This is a genomic window from Actinoplanes sp. NPDC000266 (assembly GCF_042899005.1).
Taxonomy (GTDB): Bacteria; Actinomycetota; Actinomycetes; order Mycobacteriales; family Micromonosporaceae; genus Actinoplanes.
Genome location: NZ_JBIAZI010000001.1, coordinates 465,025 through 483,177, shown reverse-complemented (window position 1 = coordinate 483,177; position 18,153 = coordinate 465,025). Strand labels below are relative to the sequence as shown.

General features: G+C 71.1%; 18 protein-coding genes. 8 read left to right on the top strand and 10 right to left on the bottom strand.

The window, feature by feature from the left end; all coding sequences use genetic code 11:
* The 6 genes from purU (at position 1) to ACFY36_RS01875 (ending at position 4,899) form a co-directional block, all read left to right on the top strand.
* Positions 1-852, top strand: a complete 852-nt coding sequence (purU, locus tag ACFY36_RS01900; protein WP_499743986.1) for a formyltetrahydrofolate deformylase — start codon at positions 1-3, stop codon at positions 850-852.
* A gap of 10 nt (positions 853-862) precedes the next feature.
* Positions 863-1,690, top strand: coding sequence for a bifunctional 5,10-methylenetetrahydrofolate dehydrogenase/5,10-methenyltetrahydrofolate cyclohydrolase (locus ACFY36_RS01895; protein WP_499743985.1), 828 nt, complete (start codon positions 863-865; stop codon positions 1,688-1,690).
* A gap of 185 nt (positions 1,691-1,875) precedes the next feature.
* Positions 1,876-3,165 carry an aminomethyl transferase family protein gene (locus tag ACFY36_RS01890; RefSeq protein ID WP_499743984.1) on the top strand — a complete coding sequence of 430 codons (1,290 nt, stop codon included), beginning with the start codon at positions 1,876-1,878 and terminating at the stop codon, positions 3,163-3,165.
* A complete protein-coding gene (locus tag ACFY36_RS01885; protein WP_499743983.1) occupies positions 3,162-3,416 on the top strand; it encodes a hypothetical protein in 255 nt (84 codons plus the stop codon). Before ACFY36_RS01890 ends, ACFY36_RS01885 begins: the two co-directional genes overlap by 4 nt.
* Before the next feature lie 52 nt (positions 3,417-3,468).
* Positions 3,469-3,696, top strand: a complete 228-nt coding sequence (locus ACFY36_RS01880; RefSeq protein ID WP_499743982.1) for a hypothetical protein — start codon at positions 3,469-3,471, stop codon at positions 3,694-3,696.
* A gap of 102 nt (positions 3,697-3,798) precedes the next feature.
* Entirely contained in the window at positions 3,799-4,899 is a 1,101-nt protein-coding gene (locus tag ACFY36_RS01875; RefSeq protein ID WP_499743981.1) for a beta-galactosidase, read from the top strand.
* Here ACFY36_RS01875 and ACFY36_RS01870 read toward each other — a convergent pair.
* The 10 genes from ACFY36_RS01870 to ACFY36_RS01825 all read right to left on the bottom strand — a co-directional run bounded on the left by ACFY36_RS01870 (position 4,881) and on the right by ACFY36_RS01825 (position 15,329).
* The gene (locus tag ACFY36_RS01870) at positions 4,881-5,975 is read right to left on the bottom strand and encodes a glycosyltransferase family 4 protein (protein WP_499743980.1); all 1,095 of its coding nucleotides are present in this window, start codon (positions 5,973-5,975) and stop codon (positions 4,881-4,883) included. The genes ACFY36_RS01875 and ACFY36_RS01870 overlap by 19 nt on opposite strands.
* Positions 5,972-7,366 carry a polysaccharide biosynthesis protein gene (locus tag ACFY36_RS01865; protein ID WP_499743979.1) on the bottom strand — a complete coding sequence of 465 codons (1,395 nt, stop codon included), beginning with the start codon at positions 7,364-7,366 and terminating at the stop codon, positions 5,972-5,974. Before ACFY36_RS01865 ends, ACFY36_RS01870 begins: the two co-directional genes overlap by 4 nt.
* The gene (locus tag ACFY36_RS01860; RefSeq protein WP_499743978.1) at positions 7,366-8,982 is read right to left on the bottom strand and encodes an ArnT family glycosyltransferase; all 1,617 of its coding nucleotides are present in this window, start codon (positions 8,980-8,982) and stop codon (positions 7,366-7,368) included. Before ACFY36_RS01860 ends, ACFY36_RS01865 begins: the two co-directional genes overlap by 1 nt.
* The gene (locus ACFY36_RS01855) at positions 8,975-9,706 is read right to left on the bottom strand and encodes an SGNH/GDSL hydrolase family protein (RefSeq protein ID WP_499743977.1); all 732 of its coding nucleotides are present in this window, start codon (positions 9,704-9,706) and stop codon (positions 8,975-8,977) included. The genes ACFY36_RS01860 and ACFY36_RS01855 overlap by 8 nt, the downstream gene beginning before the upstream one ends.
* Positions 9,703-11,154 carry a glycosyltransferase family 4 protein gene (locus tag ACFY36_RS01850; RefSeq protein WP_499743976.1) on the bottom strand — a complete coding sequence of 484 codons (1,452 nt, stop codon included), beginning with the start codon at positions 11,152-11,154 and terminating at the stop codon, positions 9,703-9,705. Before ACFY36_RS01850 ends, ACFY36_RS01855 begins: the two co-directional genes overlap by 4 nt.
* Entirely contained in the window at positions 11,151-11,702 is a 552-nt protein-coding gene (locus tag ACFY36_RS01845) for a glycosyltransferase (protein WP_499743975.1), read from the bottom strand. The genes ACFY36_RS01850 and ACFY36_RS01845 overlap by 4 nt, the downstream gene beginning before the upstream one ends.
* Positions 11,703-12,059: 357 nt before the next feature.
* Complete coding sequence (locus ACFY36_RS01840) at positions 12,060-12,341, bottom strand: hypothetical protein (protein WP_499743974.1); 282 nt, start codon at positions 12,339-12,341, stop codon at positions 12,060-12,062.
* Positions 12,342-12,646: 305 nt separating this feature from the next.
* Positions 12,647-14,503 (bottom strand): EAL domain-containing protein, encoded by a 1,857-nt coding sequence (locus tag ACFY36_RS01835; protein ID WP_499743973.1) that lies wholly within the window; start codon positions 14,501-14,503, stop codon positions 12,647-12,649.
* Positions 14,500-15,069 carry an RNA polymerase sigma factor gene (locus ACFY36_RS01830; protein WP_499744842.1) on the bottom strand — a complete coding sequence of 190 codons (570 nt, stop codon included), beginning with the start codon at positions 15,067-15,069 and terminating at the stop codon, positions 14,500-14,502. Before ACFY36_RS01830 ends, ACFY36_RS01835 begins: the two co-directional genes overlap by 4 nt.
* A gap of 2 nt (positions 15,070-15,071) precedes the next feature.
* Positions 15,072-15,329, bottom strand: a complete 258-nt coding sequence (locus ACFY36_RS01825; protein WP_499743972.1) for a hypothetical protein — start codon at positions 15,327-15,329, stop codon at positions 15,072-15,074.
* Positions 15,330-15,792: 463 nt separating this feature from the next.
* Between ACFY36_RS01825 and ACFY36_RS01820 the strand changes: the two genes are divergently transcribed.
* Both ACFY36_RS01820 and ACFY36_RS01815 read left to right on the top strand, forming a co-directional pair.
* Complete coding sequence (locus ACFY36_RS01820) at positions 15,793-16,800, top strand: glycoside hydrolase family 11 protein (protein ID WP_499743971.1); 1,008 nt, start codon at positions 15,793-15,795, stop codon at positions 16,798-16,800.
* Between the two features lie 183 nt (positions 16,801-16,983).
* Positions 16,984-18,135, top strand: coding sequence for a sensor histidine kinase (locus ACFY36_RS01815; protein ID WP_499743970.1), 1,152 nt, complete (start codon positions 16,984-16,986; stop codon positions 18,133-18,135).
* Positions 18,136-18,153 lie beyond the last annotated feature (18 nt).

Here is an 18,153-nt window from a genome sequence, read left to right as displayed (position 1 = left end):
GTGGAAACACAGGCCTCGCTGATCGTGCACGGCCAGGACCGGACCGGCATCGTCGCCGCCATCGGCGCCGTGCTCAGCAAGCACGACGCGAACATCGTCGCGCTCGACCAGTACTCCGACGACCCGCACGGCGGCGCCTTCTTCCAACGGGCCGTCTTCACCGCCGGCAATCTCAAGGCCGCCCTGCCCGACATCGCGCAGGACCTGCAAAATCAAGGGCTGGACCTTTCCTTCACCGTACGGGACATGTCCGTACCCAAGCGGGTCGCCATCTTCGCCTCGAAGCAGGACCACTGCCTGCTCGACCTGCTCTGGCGGCACCGCCGCGGCGAGCTGCCGGTGACCGTGTCGATGGTGATCTCGAACCACACCGACACCGCCGACGAGGTGCGCTCCTTCGGCATCCCGTTCTTCCACGTGCCGTCACCGGCCGGCCCGGACAAGAGCGCGGCCGAGGCCCAGCACCTGAAGCTGCTGGCCGGCAACGTGGACTTCGTGGTGCTGGCCCGCTACATGCAGATCCTGTCCGGCGACTTCATCGAGCGGGTGGGCGTGCCCATCATCAACATCCACCACTCGTTCCTGCCCGCGTTCATCGGCGCCGGCCCGTACGCCAAGGCCAAGCACCGCGGCGTCAAACTCGTCGGCGCCACCGCCCACTACGTCACCGAGGACCTCGACGAGGGCCCGATCATCGAGCAGGACGTGGTCCGCGTGAACCACGCCGACACGGTCGCCGACCTGCAGCGCCGCGGCGCCGACGTGGAACGCGACGTCCTCTCCCGGGCCGTGCTCTGGCACGCCGAGGACCGCGTCATCCGCCAGGGCAACCACACCATCGTCTTCCCCTGAGGTTCCGGAAATGACCACTTACATCGACGGCAGGGCGGTGGCCGCCCGGATCCGGGCCGGCGTCGCGGCCGAGGTCTCCACCATGCCGTTCGCACCCGGACTGGCCACGATCCTGGTCGGCGACGACCCGGCCAGCGCCGTCTACGTGGCCGGCAAGCGCCGCGCCATCCGCGAGGCCGGCATGCGCGACCTGCACCGCGCGCTGCCCGGCGACGCGTCCGAGGCACAGGTCGCCGCCGTCATCGATGACCTCGCGGCCGACCCGGCCTGCCACGGCATCCTGCTCCAGCTGCCGCTGCCGGCCGGGCTCGACGCGGCCGCGCTGATCGACCGCATCCCCGCCGCCAAGGACGTCGACGGGCTCACCACCCACAGCGCGGGCCTGCTGGCCCGCGGCGAGCGGGGCCTGCGGCCGTGCACCCCGTCCGGCGTCATCGAGCTGCTCGAATCGTCCGGCGTGCCGATGCGGGGCGCCCATGCCGTGGTCGTCGGCCGGTCCACTCTGGTCGGGCGCCCGATGGCCGAGATGCTGCTCCAGCACGACGCCACCGTCACCATCGCCCACAGCCGCACCCCCGATCTGCCCACGGTCACCCGCCAGGCCGGCATCCTCGTCGTCGCGGCCGGCGTGCGGGGCCTCATCGGCGCCGAACACGTCAGTCCCGGCGCCACGGTCATCGACGTCGGCATCCATCGCACCGCCAGCGGGCTGGCCGGCGATGTCCGGACCGCCGAGCTCGACGGCCTGGCCGCGCGGGTCACCCCGGTACCCGGCGGCGTCGGCCCGATGACGATCGCCATGCTGATGGTCAACACCTTGCGGGCGGCCCAGTGGTGACCATGCCCCGAACCGGGCGTCCGGCGCCCACCACCGTCACCTCGGCCATGCTCGGCTCCCTGCGCGACGACGCGCTCTCGCGGCAGGAGTTCCTCGCCGCAAGCTGAGCTTGCACAGCGCGCATCTGTCCCTGTCCGTAACACGCTTGTAGCGTTTCCGTACTAGCTCGTTTTAGTGGAGGCACCGTGAATCTTCAGGACGGCATCGACAAGGCCGGCTCGCCGGTAGGTCTGCTGTGGAGGCCGGGCGCCAAGCCCTGGACGCCGGAGGTCGTGGAGCCCGAGTACGCGGGCTGGCGCCAGGAGCAGACGGCCTGGCACGAGGGGGTGGCGCTCTCCGACCTGTCCCACCACATGTACGACCTGTTCATCGAGGGCCCCGACGCGACCCGGCTGCTGGCCGCGGTCAGCGCCAACAACTACGAGAAGTTCGCGATCGGGCAGGCCAAGCAGATCGTCCCGGTCAACCGCGACGGCCTCATCGTCACCGACGGCATCCTGGCCCGCGAGGGCGAGCAGAAGTACACGCTCAGCGGCGTGCCGGCCTCGCAGCACTGGGTGCAGTGGCACGGCGAGCAGGGCGGCTACGACGTGTCCTTCTCCACCGACCCGTCGTCGGCGTTCCGGAAGTCCGGTGACCCGAAGCTGTTCCGCTTCCAGGTGCAGGGCCCCCTCGCCCAGCAGCTGGTCGAGGACGTCTTCGGCGGCCCGCTGCCGCCCACCAAGTTCTTCCACTGGACGCCGGTCACCCTCGGCGGGCGCACGTTCCGCGCCCTGCGGCACGGCATGGCCGGGCAGGCCGGGTACGAGTTCATCGGCGACTGGGCCGACGGGTCGTACGTCAAGGAAGCTCTTCTGAAAGCGGGCGAGCCCCTGGGCATCGTGCGGGTGGGCGCGCTGGCCTACACGACGGCGTCGGTCGAGAGCGGCTGGATCCCCTCGCCCACACCCGCCATCTACACCGATCCCACGCTGGCCGAATATCGCAAGTGGCTCCCGCTGTTCGGCATCGAGGGCCAGCGCCCGCTGCACGGCAGCTTCTACTCGGAGAACATCGAGGACTACTACGTCACTCCGTACGAGCTGGGGTACGGCCGCCTCGTCCACCTCGACCATGACTTCCTAGGCCGCGACGCGCTGGCCAAGGCGAAGGACAACGTCCGGTACACGAAGGTCACCCTCGTCTTCGACAACGACGACGTCCACCGCGTGCTGGGCGACGATTTCATCCTCAGCTACGCCCGCCAGCGCATCGAGACGGAGAAGGGCCTGATCGGCACGACCTACCACACGGCTTCGCTGCACCCGTACAACGCGGTCCTCGCGCTCTCGCTGGTCGCCCCCGAGCACGCCACCCCCGGCACCGAGGTCAGCGTCGTCTGGGGCGACCACGGCACCCCGAACCTCCCCCGCATCCGCGCCACCGTGCAGCCGGCCCCGTACAACGAGCACGCCCGCACGGAGTACCGCCGATGAGCGCCCGCTTCAGCCCCGCCTTCGAGGCTCAGGACCCGGCCAACGCCAAGGGCGCCTTCGCCCCGTTCGCCCAGCTGCTGCTGCCGCAGGAATACTCCGGGTGGGCCGCCGAATCCCAGGCCGTCCTGGAAAAGGTCACCGGCGAAGACCTGAAAGACGCGCAGTCGGTCCAGCACATCGAGGCCGGCATAGCCACGAACGGCCTCGACTACCTGCCCTCGGCGATCCTCACCCCCAACGCCCCGCCTTGATCGCCTCGTCCTCGAGCCGTGTCCTGGCCGGCCTGCGCTGAACCCGGAGGACGTGGCCGCCGTGGCCGCCGGCGTCTTCGACGGCGTGGAGCAGATGGAACTCCCCCGCCTGAACGGCCCGGCATTCGACCAGATCCTGTCCGGCGGCCGCCCGGTCGGCGTCTCCACCGGCCGCGCCCTCTCCCTCACGGTCGGAGCCACCCAGCGCCCGATCCGGGCCGTCGTCACCGCCCTGCCGTTCAAGTCCGACCGCCGGCGCACCGACGTGGCGTCCCTCTGACGGGACGCCGGGTGCTCGGGCGGTGCGGTTGCGGAGCGCTCGGTTGCGGGCGCGACTCAGCCGGGCGGGCGGGCCGATGCGGAAGGGGTGAAAAAGCTATCCGTGACGCTGGCCGCTGTCCTGTCGATCGTTTCCGTCTTCGTGGGGAACGGTGGCGTGGCGTCAGCGGAAACGGGAGCGGGAGCGGGCACCGCCTCCCTCGGGATCATCGGCAACTACTCCGACGCCGACATGCGGAGCATGCGGACCTCCGGTGGCGCCGGGGACGCGCTGGTCGAGATGAACTGGTCGCAGGCCGAGCCGGCGCCCGGCCAGTTCGACACGGCCTATCTCGGCTCCATCGCCGCGCGGGCGGCCAAGCTCCGGGCGATGGGCTACACCATCTCGCTCAACACCGGCATCCAGAGCGCCCCGGCCTGGCTGCTCCAGCGGCCCGGTGCGCGCTACGTCGACCAGTTCGGCGTCACCTACACCGGCGGCAACGAGCCCAACCTGATCTTCGGCAGCGGATACCGGCCGCTCGCCGTCCGCTATCTCACCAAAGTCTTCCAGCAGCTGGGTTCGAACTTCTCGCTCGTACGGGCCGGTGGCGGTCACTGGGGTGAGCTCACCTACCCGAGCAGCGAGAAGCAGCGCAACCTCTACTTCGCGTTCGACGTCAACGCCGCGCGCGCCAATCCCGTGCCCGGGTGGAAGCCCGGCCGGCCCAGCCCCAACGGCCAGGCCGCCAAGTTCCTGAACTGGTACCTCGACGCGCTCGCGAGCTACCAGAACTGGCAGATCACCGCCCTGCGCCAGGCCGGCTGGGCCGGGACGGTCGCCATGCTGTACCCGTCGTACGGCATGCGGGCCGGCGACTTCGGCAAGGCCGTCGCCACCAACCTGGCCGGCACCTCCAGCGCCGAGATCAACGGCGAGGTGCAGCGGGGGTACGACGCCACGCGGCAGATCGGCGCGCTGAAGGACAAGAAGGTCGCCGTCTACGGGACGTGGGCCGAGAACGCCAACACCGTGGCCTATCTGGCCGGCCTCGCGCGCGCCAAGGGCCTGCGCGCCATGGCCGAGACCACCCACGTCTGCCTGCCGTCGCAGCTGCCCACGGTCATGGGCATCGCCCGCGCCAACAACCTCGCCGCGCTCTACATCGTGCGGCTGGGCGCGGCCGACATCGTCAGCAACGCGAGCTACCTCCGTACGGCCTGAACGCAGGCCTCCAGCAGCCGTTCGGCGGCCGCCGCCCACGTGAACCCGGCCGCGTGGGCGGCCCCGCGGGCCGCGAGCGATTCCCGCAGCGCCGGATCGGCCAGCAGCCGTGCGATCGCCGACGCCCACGCCGCGCTGTCCCGCGGCGGCACGTACGTGGCCGCGGCCCCGCCGACCTCGCGCAGCACCGGCACGTCGCTGGCCACCACCGGCGTCCCGGCCGTCATGGCCTCCAGCACCGGCAGCCCGAATCCCTCGGCCAGTGACGGATAGGCGAGCAGGGCGGCGTCGGCGTACACCGCGCCCAGCAGCTCCTCGGGGACGAACGGCAGCCGCAGCACCCGGTCGGCGACGCCCAGGCGGTCGATGGCCGGGCCGACCTCGTCGGGGAAGCGCGGGTCGGGCGAGCCGATCAGCACCAGGCGGGCTGCCGGCACCTTCGCGATCGCCTCCACCAGCACCACCGCGTTCTTGTGCGGCCGCTGCGCGCCGACGTGCAGCACGTAGCCGGGCTCGATGCCGTATTCGGTGGCCAGCCCGCACGACGGCGGGGGTGGCAGGTCGACGCCGTTCGGGATCACGTGGGCCGTCCGCCGGTAGCGTTCGGCGATCTGGTCGGCCGAGGCACGGCTGACCGTCAGCGCCGTGGTCGTCCGGGTGATCAGCGTGGTGAGCAGCCGGTAGGACAGCAGGACGGACCGCGACGGCGCGAACCGGGGATCGGCCTCGAAGATGCAGTCGTGCACCATGGCCAGGCTGGGCACGCCGGCGAACGGCGTCGCGCCCAGGTGGTACGGGAAGAACATCACGTCGACCGGGCGGCGGCGCAGCACGCCGCGCCACCGCCACAGTTGCCGCACGTCGACCGGCGGCAGGCCGACCGGGTGCAGGGTGACGTTCGGCCGCTCGGCCAGCCGGTCGACGTCGAAACGCTCGGATCGCGTGCGGCCGGTGAACACCACCAGTTCCACACCCTCCAGGCGGGCCAGCTCGCCGCACAGCCCGTACATGACCCGGCCGATGCCGTGGTAGCGGTCGTCGAGGACCCGCCCGTCGACCCCGATGCGCAGTCTCATCGCCACCTCCGCGGAGTGAACTCGGGAAACGCCATGGCGAGCGCGACCGCGCCGGACACCGCCGCGACACCCACCCACGCGACCGGGTCGTCGACGACGGCCAGGGCCGTCGTCGCCAGAGCCAGCACGCCGGCGTCGCGGGCCGATCGGCGGCTGGTGAGCAGCAGCCGCACCGCGGGCCGCAGGGCCGGCAGGACCAGCAGCGGCAGCAGCACGACGGTCAGGGCGCCCACGGTGGCGCTGACCGCCACCCCGGCCACCCCGTACGCCACACCGGACAGGCCGACCACGGCCAGGTAGGCCACGGTCGTGCCGGTCAGGGTCCGGACCGCGCGTCCCCGGGAGTCGTCGGCCTGCAGGACGGTGACCACCAGGTTGAGCAGGCCGACGGCCAGGCCGAGCACGGCCGCGTACGGCAGCCAGCGGTCGACCGCCGCGAAAGTGTCGGGCAGCAGCAGCCGCCGGATCGGCGGCGGAAGCGTCATCAGCACGGCCGCCATGACCGCGGCCACGAGCAGATACGTCCGGATCGCGTCGGCCTTGCGCCGGGCCGAGCCGTCCCGGCTCAGCGCGGCGAAGGTGGCGGTGGACACCGCGTTCGACACGAACAGGGGCACCCGGCCGAGCGCGGAGGCCGCCTGATAGGGCGCCGCCGCGCTGCCCAGCCCCAGCACGGCCACGATCACCGAGTCGGCGGCCGCGGTGACGGCGACGTTGGCCTGCAGCCGGACCTGGCGTACGGCCGCTCGGAGAAGGTCGGTCTGGGCCGGGCCCCAGGTGGGCCGGCGCAGCAGCCGACGGGAGGCCAGCACCGGGACCAGCAGCACCAGGCTGCCGGCGGCGAACCCGCCCAGAGCGCCCGCCGACTGCCAGTGCGCGCCGAAGACGAGACCGGCGCCGGTGACCGCCTTGACGACCGCCTCGAGGGTGAGCAGGCCCGCGATCGCCGTGATGCGGCCGGTGCCCTGGAGATATCCCATGCCGGTCGAGCCGATCGAGAGGATCAGCGAGGCCGCGGCCAGAATCACCGCGTCACCGGCCGATCCGAACAGCATCACGCCGGCGACCAGCAGGACGGTGAGGGCGACGCCGAGCACGATGTTCGACCAGAAGGCGAACGAGGTGACCACGGCCTGCCGTTCGAGGTCGCCGCCGGCCCGGCCGACCTCCCGGGCCAGCACCCAGGAGACGGCCGCGCTGGAGATGGTGGTGCGGACCAGCAGCAGGGCCTGGCCGGCGGCGAAGGCCGCGAACTCGGCCGGGGCCAGGCCGTGGGTCATGGCCAGCGCGTACCCGTAGTTGACGGCGCCGGCCGAGGTGGTCGCGATGAGCAGCCACCCCGCGCCGCCGCCGCGGCCCCGGACTCCGGAGCCGCGCAGCGTCTCGGTCATCAGATGCTCCGCCGGACCCAGCGGTGCCAGCCGACGACCGCGAAGGCGGCCAGCGCCAGCGCGGCGAACAGCAGCGCGAGGAAGCCCTGGCTGGAGGCATTGGCGGCCACCGTGCGGGGCGGGTTGGCGCACTCGGACAGCGCGGTCATCCCCGAGCCGACGACCCAGAGCTCGATCGTCTCGTAGCGGCGGCTGCTGTAGGCGTACAACTGGCGGCCGTTGCCCTTGACCCAACCGGCCAGCTCGGGCGAGCTGTTGCCGTACCGCAGGCGGCTGTCCTTACCCGACAGCAGGAACGCCTGGACGCCGGAGCGGACGGCGGCCGGGCCGTCGCGGAAGGCGGTGACGTGGTTGCGCGGCAGCACCGGGATCCAGCGCTCGGCGTTGCCGGTGGCGTTCACCGCCACGCACGGCAGCTGGGCGGTGATCCGCGTGCCCATCCGGGTGGTGGCGTCGTCGCGGGCCAGGGCCACGTTCGTCACCCAGCCGAGGGCGCTGACCGCGACGGCGACCGCACACACGGCGACGGCGGCCCGACCGTTCCAGGCGAGAACCGTCAGCAGGACAGCGGGGACGACCGTATAGACGGTGAGCTGCTCGTTGGCCTGCCCGAGCAGCACGCAGTAGGCCAGGAAGCCGTAGCTGAGGGCGCCGAACGACATCAGCCAGGCGGTCGGCTCGTCCGGGCGCAGGCCTCGGCGTACCACCAGAAAGAGCAACCCCGCGGCGCCGCAAGCGAAGATCAGATAGCCGGCGGCGTAGCCGAGGAAGCTGTCGGCGAAGACCGAGAACGACGAGACGCCCGTACGGTTGAGGCCGCTGAGCTGCTTGAGCCCGAAGAACCGCTCGGCGCTGATGTTGTGCTCGGCCAGCCACCACGACCCGGCGCCGTTGACGGTGGCCCAGATCGGGAAGACGGCGTAGACGGCCGCCGCCATCAGCAGGGAGCCGGCCGAACGCCGCAGGAAGGCCCAGTCGCGCTGGAGCAGCGCCACGCCGAGCGGCACGAGCAGCGCGAACAGCAACGGCTCCTTGACCAGCAGGGCCAGACCCGACACACACCCGAGAACGACGATGTACGTCGGCGACGAGGCACGCCGCATGCGGAGGGCCAGATAGACCACAACGACCTGGGCGAGCACGGCGGTCGGCTCGATCAGTGCCGTACGCCCGAAGCGCAGCACGAACGCGTCCGCCGCAAAAATGATCATCGCGGCCGCCACCAGCAGCGGGTTCGCCGTGAAGCGCCGGGCCAGCAGCCCGACCACGACGACCGTCAGCAACGTGACCAGCGCGCCCATCGTCCGGGCGTGGAACATCGCCTCGATCAGGGACTCACCGGACGAGGTGTCCCAGAGGCCGAGGAGCAGGAAATGCAGGGGCGGGTGTACGGCGGTGAGCTGCGCCCCCCACGAAATGGAACCGTGCTCGGCGATGTTCTGGCCGGCCAGGGCGTACATCACCTCGTCGAGGTCGAAGTCGCGGGCCCCGCGGACGTTGGTGAACAGCGCGACGGCGGCGGCCAGCACGGCGCCGGCGTAGATCCACGGGCGCCACCGGCGCCAGTACCCCGGCTCGGCCGGCCGGTGCACGTCGAGCAGTGTCGTTTCAAGCACCGGTGCCTGCTTTCTCGGTGACGTTCTCTGAGATCAACTGGGCGACGACGTCGTGGCCGTGGTCGTTCAGGTGGGCGTGGTCCTGGAGGAAGTCGTCCCAGTAGCGGACCGCGTCGCGGGTCTGCACGTAGACGAGGTCGTCGCGGTCATGGGCGATCCGCCGCAGCAGCGCGTCGTGATGGCTGAGGACCGCGTTCGAGCGGGGGAACATGTGGTCGTCGACGCCCCACAGGCCGACCAGCACCTTGGTGGCCGGGCCGAGGTCGTCGAGCAGGTCGCGCAGCCGGTGGTCGAAGTCGTCGGACCCGAGACGGTGATAGCCGCCGGTGACCGCGATGATGGCCCGCTTGACGGCGATCTTCGAACCGGAGACGAACCGCTGCCGCCATCGCTTGTACGGGCTGCGCGAGTAGTACGGGCGGGGCTCCATCCCGGCCGGGCCGCGCCAGCTGCGCGGGCCGAAGCGGTCGAGCAGCGCCTGGAGGAGGCGGCTCGGGTGGACGTGCCCCTCGGCCGCGCCGAACGACAGGATGACGACGTCCGGCCGGAACCGGCGGATCTGCTCCACGGTGCCGCGATGCACCTCGGCCACGGTCTGCGCCGATTTGGACAGTTGGAGGATCTCGACGTCGGCGTCGAGCAGCTTCGAAGCGCGGACGGCGTACGAGTTCCCGCCGACGCCGAGCCCGAGCGAGCTGCTGCCGCCGAGAATCACTACCTTCATGACGCTCCTTCGAAGTATTTCCGCAGGTCGTGTGCGCGGGGGCCACCGGTGCGCTTCCAGCCGACGAGGTCGGCCGGGCGGGCCACGCGGGCCCCGATGCTCCTCACGTCCAGCCCGTAGCGGCCCAGCAGCCCGAGCGTGTCCCGTTCGTCGAGGCCGGCCAGCAGGAGCCGGACCCGGGGGTCGCCGTCGCCGGGCTCGTCCCAGTCGATCTGGTCGACGCTGCGCAGCGCGCGGTAGTCGATCCGGGCGGCCTGGCTGAGCGGCAGGTCGGCCACGGTGGACAGGTCGCAGATCGCGCGGCGGTCGGCCTGCACCCGCCGGCAGTCCTCGTGGATCAGCAGGCTGGCGATCCGGTCGGTGGTGGCGTCCCAGTCGAAACGGGCGGCCCACAACCGGCACCGCTCGGCCCACTGTCCGGCCACCACCGGGTTCTCGAGCTCGATCAGCGCCGCCGCGAGCTGCCCCGGCAGCTGACCGGGATGCGGGACGACCCAGCCGGTGACCCGGTGGCGCACCGAGTCCCGCAGGCCGGGCGCGGCCAGCACCACCGCCGGAACGCCCAGGCTCATCGCCTCGGTGACCGACAGGCCCCACCCTTCGAGCTCGGACGTGCAGACGGTCACCCAGGCCGTGGCGAGCAGTTCGTCCCGCTCGGCCTGCGGCAGCCGGCCGTGCAGCCACACCCGGTCGCCGGGCCCGATCAGCGCCTCCAGCTCGGCCCGGCACGGCCCGTCGCCGACGATGTGCAGCTCGACGTCCGGCACCGTCGCCGCCACCCGCGGCATCGCGCGGATCAGCAGCTCCCAGCGCTTGTGCGGGGCCAGCCGCCCGACCACGACGATGCGCGGGGTGCCGCTGCGCTCGGCGCCGGGCGCGGAAAGCGGCTCCTGACCGTTGTTGGCGATGTAGATGGGCCCGACGAGCCCGAGCGCGCCGCGCACCTCGGCTCGCGACGACGGCGACACCACGGCAATGGTCCGGCGCCCGTAGACGAGCCGATTTCCCACCCTTTCCACCCAACGGCCTATCCAGGCTGCCGGAAAGGGCAGATTTTGAGCGAACATCGTCTGATGCACGTGATGAATCAGCACTAGAACCGGCACTCGCCGCCCTACTGCCAATGGCGAGAAGAAAGGAATTCCGTTACAGGTGTCGACAATGGCGTCGATGCCATTGCGGTGCCGGAAGACCCAGAGCCAGGCGAGGACGTAGACGGTGTACGCGTTACCCATCCGCCGCACCGTCACGCCGTCCGCGGTCTGGGCCCGCGGCGCGCCCGTGTGGCGGGCCGCGAGGACGGTGACCCGCTGCCCCTCATCCGCCAGCCGCCGGGCCACGGAGTGCATGAAGACCTCGGCTCCCCCGGCCCGCGGATGCGACGAATCCTTGAAGTTCAGCCACACCACGTGCTCGCCCTCGTGGGAGCGGTAGCGCCGCCGGCTCATGCCGGCACCGGCAGCACGTCCGTGTTGTCGTCGCGGAGGCCGCGCCGGTTCGAGACGACGCTGTACGCCGACATGCGCAACCCGGCATAGTCGGCCGTATCCCGTGCCACAGGCAGGGATCCGGGCCCGTCGGGCATCGCGTCCCCGACGATGAGGGCGGCCACATCGCGGTCCATGAGCGTGACGTGCCGGCCGTTCCCGCCGACGGTGACGACGTGCGCGCCGCCGCCGAGAACGCGGAGGGCGTGCGAGAGGAGAACGCTCGCCCGGGCGCCGAGAACATGCGTGTCGCCGACGCCGACGCGGCGGGCCGAGCTCGTGGCGACACCGCGGAGAACGCCCGCGGTCCAGCCCGGCCGGGAGCTGCCGACAACCCGGACCGGCACGGGCGAGCGAAGCGCGAACTCGTCGACGACTTCGACGGTCCGATCGCTGGAGCCGCCGTCGATGACGGCGATGGAACCGGCCACGGGCAGACGGGAAATGACGTCGGAAACGGACGCCAATATGGTTCGGACCCGGCTTTCCTCATTCACCAGCGGAAGCATGAACTCCGCGTCGGTGACGGACGATGAAGAATAGGACGCCAATGCCGGAGCATTCGCGAGAGTTTGTCGCATCCGATTGACCCCAAGTCGTGGTTTCACGCCAAGATCGGCGCAAGACGCACATTACCGATCAACCGCTCAAGAACGGCTTCGCGGCACCGGGTATGGCGATTCGGAATGCCCGGCCAACTGAACGAACTAATCCTCTAGAGAATGGCGCACCCAGCCCAGAATGCATGCTGCAGCGGGGCCCCGACCCGACCCGCCCCAGTCGCACGTGGACGGACACGGGCGGCCACGTTGCCGACGTGAATCCCGCAGCGCTCGCGTCCTGGCGGCCTCGTTCACGCGGCCCTCTCACGCGCCGCCTTCCTCCTCGCCGCCCTCCTCGCCGCCGTCCTTCTCGCGGCCCTCCTCGCCGCCGTCCTTCTCGCGGCCCTCCTCGCCGCCGTCCTTCTCGCGGCTCTCTTTCTCACCGCCCTCCTCGCGCCCCGTTCTCGTCGCCCTCCATCCCGCGACCCCTTCTCGTCGCCCTTTATCCCGCGACCCCTTCTCGTCGCCCTCCTTCTCCCGGGCGGCGTGGATGTTGCGTTCCCAGCCGACGGCGGCGGAGGCGGTGAAATGGCGGCCCCTTCTCACCGCCCGCCTTTCTCGCGGCTTCCTCTCACCGCCCTCCCTCTCGCTGGCGGCGTTGAGGATGTTGCGTTCCAGCCGACGGCGGCGGAGGCCGTGAAGTTGGCGGCCCCTTCTCGCCGCCCTCCCTCTCCCGGGCGGCGTTGAGAATGCTGCGTTCCCGACCGACGGCGGCGGAGGCGGTGAAGTTGGCGGCCCCTTCTCGCCGCCCTCCCTCTCCCGGGCGGCGTTGAGAATGCTGCGTTCCCAGCCGACAGAGGCGAAGGCGGTGAAGACGGCGGCCGCTTAACACCGCCCACCTCTCTTGCGGCTCAGCCGGTTGCCCGTTCCGCTGTGGCCGGTGGCGCTGAGGGCTCGGCCGTTGCCTTTGCCATGGGCATCGGGCGGGCTATGGCGTACCCCTGGGCGAAGTCCAGACCCATGTCGCGGAGCAGGTCCACTGTGGCGGCGTCCTCGGCGAATTCCGCCGCCGTTCGCACGCCCAGCTCGCGGCACATGTGCACCACGTGCTGGACGACTATGCGGTCGAACGCTGAGCCGCGCAGGCCGGTCACGAAGTCGCCGTCGATTTTGACCAGGTCGATCGGCAGGTATTTGAGCAGCAGCAGCGATGAGTGCCCGGTTCCGAAGTCGTCCAGGGCCAGCCCGCACCCCCGGCTGCGCACCCCGGCCGCGAACTCGGCCGCGGCGGCCAGGTTGTCGACCGCCGCCGATTCGGTGATCTCGAAGGTGATCGTTCGCGGGTCGACGCCGTACCGGCCGAAGGCGCCGATCACGAACTCGGCCAGGCCGGGCCGGGACAGCGTTCGGCCCGAGAGGTTGATCTGGTGGTGTGACGTCTGCGGTCCCTGCCCGATCAGCGCCAGGCTGCGCTCGACGACCCACAGGTCCACGGCTTCGATCTCGTTCAGGCGCTCGGCCACGGCCAGGAACGCCGCCGGTGGTTGCGGGCGGCCGTTCTCGTCGAGGACCCGGACCAGGATCTCGTGCCGGGTGATCTCGTTGAGGGCCAGGTCGAGGATGGGCTGGGCGTACAGGCGCAGGCGATCGGCGGCGACCACCGCCGCGATCTCCCGCCGGGTCGCCGACTCCCTGGTCGCCGCGTCGCGGGGGCCGGGCAGTTCGGTCAGCGTGTCGCGTCCGCGCCGCCCCTCCCGCCAGGCCCAGCTCGCGTCGAGGAGCAGGTCCTGTCCGCTGACCCGGTCGGCGTGGGTGAACGGCACCAGAGCGGCCCACGCGCGCAGCCGTACACCGGTCGATGTGGTCAGCGTCAATCGCTGATGCAGGCAGCCCAGGAGCGTCTCGGCCACCGCGTGGGCGTGCCCGGCGTCGCCCAGCAGGAGGCCGAACTCGCCGGAGCCGAGGGCGCCGCAGACGTCGCCGCAGTCGACGATCTCGTCGAGGATGCCGGCCACGGTCCGGGTCACCTGTTCGCCCTGGGCCTCGGTCAGCTCCCGGTCAGGCTCGACGGCCACCACGAGCAGCGTGCCCCGCCCACCGCGGGCCAGCCGGTCGAGCTCGTCGGTGAACCGGTCGCGGCCGGGCATGGTGCTCACCGGGTCGCGGCCGGGCAGGTCGGTGGCCTCGCTCTCGCGCCGGCGGCGGCGCCGGTCGATCTCCTGCCGTTCGAGTTCCTGGCGGGTGATGTCGCGGACGGTGGCCACGATGCCGGTCGGTGTCCGGCCGTCGTCGCTGAGCAGCTCGACCAGGCAGCCGGCGTAGCGCATGGCACCGTCCGCGCGCAGCACGCGGAAGGTGAACTCCTGCGGGATCCGCTGCCGCCAGCCCTGCTCGACCAGGCCGTTGACCCGGGTGAAGTCCTCCGGATGCACGCCCCGGATGAGGGTGTCGACCTTCACGCGCGTGGTCACGGCCGGATAGCCGAACAGCCGCGACATCTCGTCCGACCACGTCAGCTCGCCGGTCGCCACGGTCCATTTCACCCAGCCGGTCTTGGCCGACTGCGCGGCCCGGGTGATCCGGGTGGCCTCGTCCGCGTCCGGGGCCAGCACGTCCTCCACGTCCAGGTCGCCGAGCACGTTGCGGCCCGCGGCGGTGGCCGCTCCGTGATCGCGCAGCACCCGCTCGGCGGCGCGGCGGGCCCGGGCCCGGTCGAGAGACGACGGCGTGCGGGCCGCCGCGAGCTCGAAGATGTCGTCGAGGTTCATCGGCGCCTCCGCCCGGCCGGGGTGACGAATCCGTCCGCCTCCGCGAGCTGCTGGAGCTTCTTGCGGGCCTCGCCCTTGGACTCGCGGACCGTGTTGTGCGAGATGCCGAGGGTCAGCGCGATGGCCCGGTCCGGCAGGCCGGCCAGCGACATGCTGATCACCTCGCCCATCCGGGCCGGAAGCAGCTGGATCCACCCGGCGAGCAGGTCGTCGGCCTCCCGCGGGTCGATCGGGGCCGGGATGTCGGGCATGCTCACGTCGTCGAAGAAGAGGACCCGCCGCCGGCCCCGCCTCTTCTGGTGATCGCGCAGGATGTTGCGGGCGACGGCCAGGGTCCAGGCCAGCGGGCTCTCGTAGTCCTGCACGTCCTCCCATTTGGCCCGGACCGCCATGAGGGTCTCCTGGCTCACGTCCTCGACCATCCCGCCGTCGGCCTCGAGACGCCGCAGGAACTTCTCGACGTCCAGGTGGTGCTTGTGGACGAAGCCGGTGAACGTCGCGTCGAGCGCCGCCCGGCGGAGCTTGGCGGCGGTGGCGGCGTCGTCGCCGGCCCGCGAGTGCAGCATGCTCACGCCGCGTCCTCCCGGGAGCCGCTCATCCGCACCACGCGGTGACCGTCCTGGTCCCGCTCGTCGATCAGGACCATCCCGTGCCGCTTGGCGATCCGGGCCAGCCCCGTGGCGCGGGCGACGGCCCGCGCCGACCGTTCGCGCTCCACCTGAAGTCTTGTGCGGTGGCGGATCCAGGCGCGTACCAGGCCGCTGAGGCCGAGCCCGCCGACGACCGCCACGACTGCGCTGAGCAGCTCTCCGCTGATGTGCTCCACCGGTTCTCCCGCCCGATTCCCGGCCCTCCTCGATGGGCCCCTGATCACTACTCTCCGTGGAGACCATCGATGTGGGGGTGCGTCACGGTGCCAGCTTCCATCGAAGATCGCCCGTACGGCTGTGAGCTGCGGCGTATCGGATGATCGTCCATTGCGGACGAGCCGGAAGAGGGAACGATGTGACCAGTGAGTATCGTGACCCAATTCTAACGGAGAGTAGCCGTACCGAAATCTCGTAAGTTTCGGACGTGCTCCACTCGAATCCATCTGGACGGCACCAATACAAAGATCGGAGATGTCGCTCTACCTGGTAACACTCTTCGGAGATCGAGTTCGATATTTCCGCTGAGTTTCCGGAAGTTGTTGACAAGGAGCGGTCGACGGGCCACGCTCTCGCAGAGACGCACTTCGATGTCCGTGGGGCTGTTCCCCGGCAGCCCCCTCACGAGGAGGACGCACCCACATGACCGCACCTCTCCCCCGCCGCGGCCGGCTCCGGCTTCTCGTCGGCGCCGCCTGTGCCCTGGCCCTGACCGTCACCGGCGTGATGGTGGCCGGCGTCGCGCACGCCGAAGCCGACCGGACCGTCAGCTCGAACACCACCGGCACGCACAACGGCTACTACTTCTCGTTCTGGAAGGACAGCGGCAACGCGAGCATGACGTTGCGCGCCGACGGCCGGTACTCCAGCAGCTGGAACAACTCGACGAACAACTGGGTCGGCGGCAAGGGCTGGGCCACCGGCACGCGCCGGACCGTCAGCTACTCGGGCACCTACAACCCGGGCAACAACAACACCTATCTGGCCCTGTACGGCTGGACGCGCAACCCGCTCATCGAGTACTACATCGTCGAGAACTTCGGCAGCTACAACCCCAGCAGCGGCGCGACCCGGCTGGGCACGGTCACCACCGACGGCGGCACGTACGACATCCTGCGCAGCCAGCGGGTCAACCAGCCGTCCATCGACGGCACCGCCACGTTCTACCAGTACTGGAGCGTCCGGCAGCAGAAGCGCAGCTCCGGCACCATCACCACGGCCAACCACTTCGACGCGTGGGCCCGCGCCGGCCTGAACCTCGGTTCCAGCTGGGCCTACCAGATCATGGCCACCGAGGGCTACCAGAGCAGCGGCAGCTCCGACATCACCGTCCGCGAGGGCAGCGGCGGCGGCACCACCCCGACCACCCCGCCCCCGGGCGGCGGCAGCAACTGCACCGCGGTTCTCTCGGCCGGCCAGCAGTTCGGTGACCGCTTCAACCTCAACGTCGCGGTCAGCAACGCCAGCAACTGGTCCGTCGGGCTCGCCCTCAACGGCGGCCAGAGCATCCAGAACAGCTGGAACGCCTCGGTCAGCGGCACCACCGGCACCGTAACGGCCACCCCGAACGGCAACGGCAACAACTTCGGCGTGACCATCATGGCCAACGGCAACTGGACCTGGCCCACGGTCACCTGCCGAACAAGCTGATCCCGGGGTACGGCGCGGCGGCCCTCACCGCCGCGCCGTTCCCTCACCGGGGCGCGGCGAAGAAGGCGTGCTCGTGAGCGGCTGACACCCGGAACGCCTCGCGCATCGCGGCCCGGGGTGAGGGCGCGATCCTGGAGAATCCGCTGCGGATCGTCGCCTGAGACGACCTGTCATGCTGGGGCCGTGAGCGCCGACCGCTGGGAACGCCGGGAGATCGCGGTCTTCACCCTTCTCCCGTACGTCCTGCTGGCGATCAGCCTCCTCCTCACGCTGCTCCAGCGGCCCGAGCACCTTCCCGTGGTGCTCGGGCTCTCGGCCGCCGTCGCGCTCTGGCTGCTCCGCCCGCGGGCGGGCTTCTACTACGCGGTGCTGATGGCCCTCACGGCCGGCCTGGTGGCGTTCGCGCCCTTCTTCGGCCTGTTCGCCTTCATCGGCTACCCACAGGCTTTCGTCTATCTGAGTGGCCGCGCGCGCTACGCCGGCGTCGCCGCCACGGCCGCCATCTCGGCGGTGGCCTATCTGGGCGGAGCCGCCGGCGTGGCCGAAGGCGCCTGGTGGGAATGGCTCGCCGTGAGCGTGCTCAGTGTCGTACTCGCAAGCGCTTTCTTCTTCTTCGCCGATCTGGCCCATCAGCGCAACGAGAGGTTGAAGCAGGCGCTCCAGGAGAACGCCGAGCTGCACGCCCAGCTGCTGGTCCACGCGCGCGAGGCCGGGGTGCTGGACGAGCGGCAGCGGATGGCCGGCGAGATCCACGACACCCTGGCCCAGGGTCTGGCCGGCATCATCACCCAGCTCCAGGCGGCCGAGAACACCATGGACCGCCGGCACATGACGAACGCCCTCACCCTGGCCCGGGAGAGCCTCACGGAGGCCCGCCGGACCGTCCACGCGATGGAGCCGTCGATGCTGGCCGAGACCCGCCTCCCCGACGCCATCGAGGATCTGGCCCGCCGCTGGTCGCAGGCCCACCAGATCGACGCCGCCCTGACCACCACCGGCGACGCCCGTCCCCTCCACCCCGACATCGAGGTGGCGCTGCTGCGCACCGCCCAGGAGTCCCTGACGAACGTCGCCAAGCACGCGCGAGCCACCGAGGTCACCTTGACGCTGTCCTACATGGAAAACCAGGTGACATTGGACGTACGAGATGACGGGTCCGGCTTCGACACAAAGGCCGAACGCCTCCACGACTCCCTGAACGGCGGCTTCGGCCTGACCGGCATGCGCCGGCGGATCCAGCGCCTGGCCGGCCGCCTGATCATCGAGTCCGAGCCCGGCAACGGCACAGCCGTCTCGGCGTCAGTGCCCGCGATCCCTCCACAGCCGTCGGCCTGACCGCCGGGTTACGGTGCT

Coding starts and splice junctions, on each gene's coding strand:
- ACFY36_RS01895 (WP_499743985.1), top strand. CDS start 863: ATGACCACTTACATCGACGGCAGGGCGGTGGCCGCCCGGATCCGGGCC.
- ACFY36_RS01885 (WP_499743983.1), top strand. CDS start 3,162: ATGAGCGCCCGCTTCAGCCCCGCCTTCGAGGCTCAGGACCCGGCCAAC.
- ACFY36_RS01870 (WP_499743980.1), bottom strand. CDS start 5,975: ATGAGACTGCGCATCGGGGTCGACGGGCGGGTCCTCGACGACCGCTAC.
- ACFY36_RS01865 (WP_499743979.1), bottom strand. CDS start 7,366: ATGACCGAGACGCTGCGCGGCTCCGGAGTCCGGGGCCGCGGCGGCGGC.
- ACFY36_RS01855 (WP_499743977.1), bottom strand. CDS start 9,706: ATGAAGGTAGTGATTCTCGGCGGCAGCAGCTCGCTCGGGCTCGGCGTC.
- ACFY36_RS01850 (WP_499743976.1), bottom strand. CDS start 11,154: ATGAGCCGGCGGCGCTACCGCTCCCACGAGGGCGAGCACGTGGTGTGG.
- ACFY36_RS01845 (WP_499743975.1), bottom strand. CDS start 11,702: ATGCTTCCGCTGGTGAATGAGGAAAGCCGGGTCCGAACCATATTGGCG.
- ACFY36_RS01835 (WP_499743973.1), bottom strand. CDS start 14,503: ATGAACCTCGACGACATCTTCGAGCTCGCGGCGGCCCGCACGCCGTCG.
- ACFY36_RS01830 (WP_499744842.1), bottom strand. CDS start 15,069: ATGCTGCACTCGCGGGCCGGCGACGACGCCGCCACCGCCGCCAAGCTC.
- ACFY36_RS01820 (WP_499743971.1), top strand. CDS start 15,793: ATGACCGCACCTCTCCCCCGCCGCGGCCGGCTCCGGCTTCTCGTCGGC.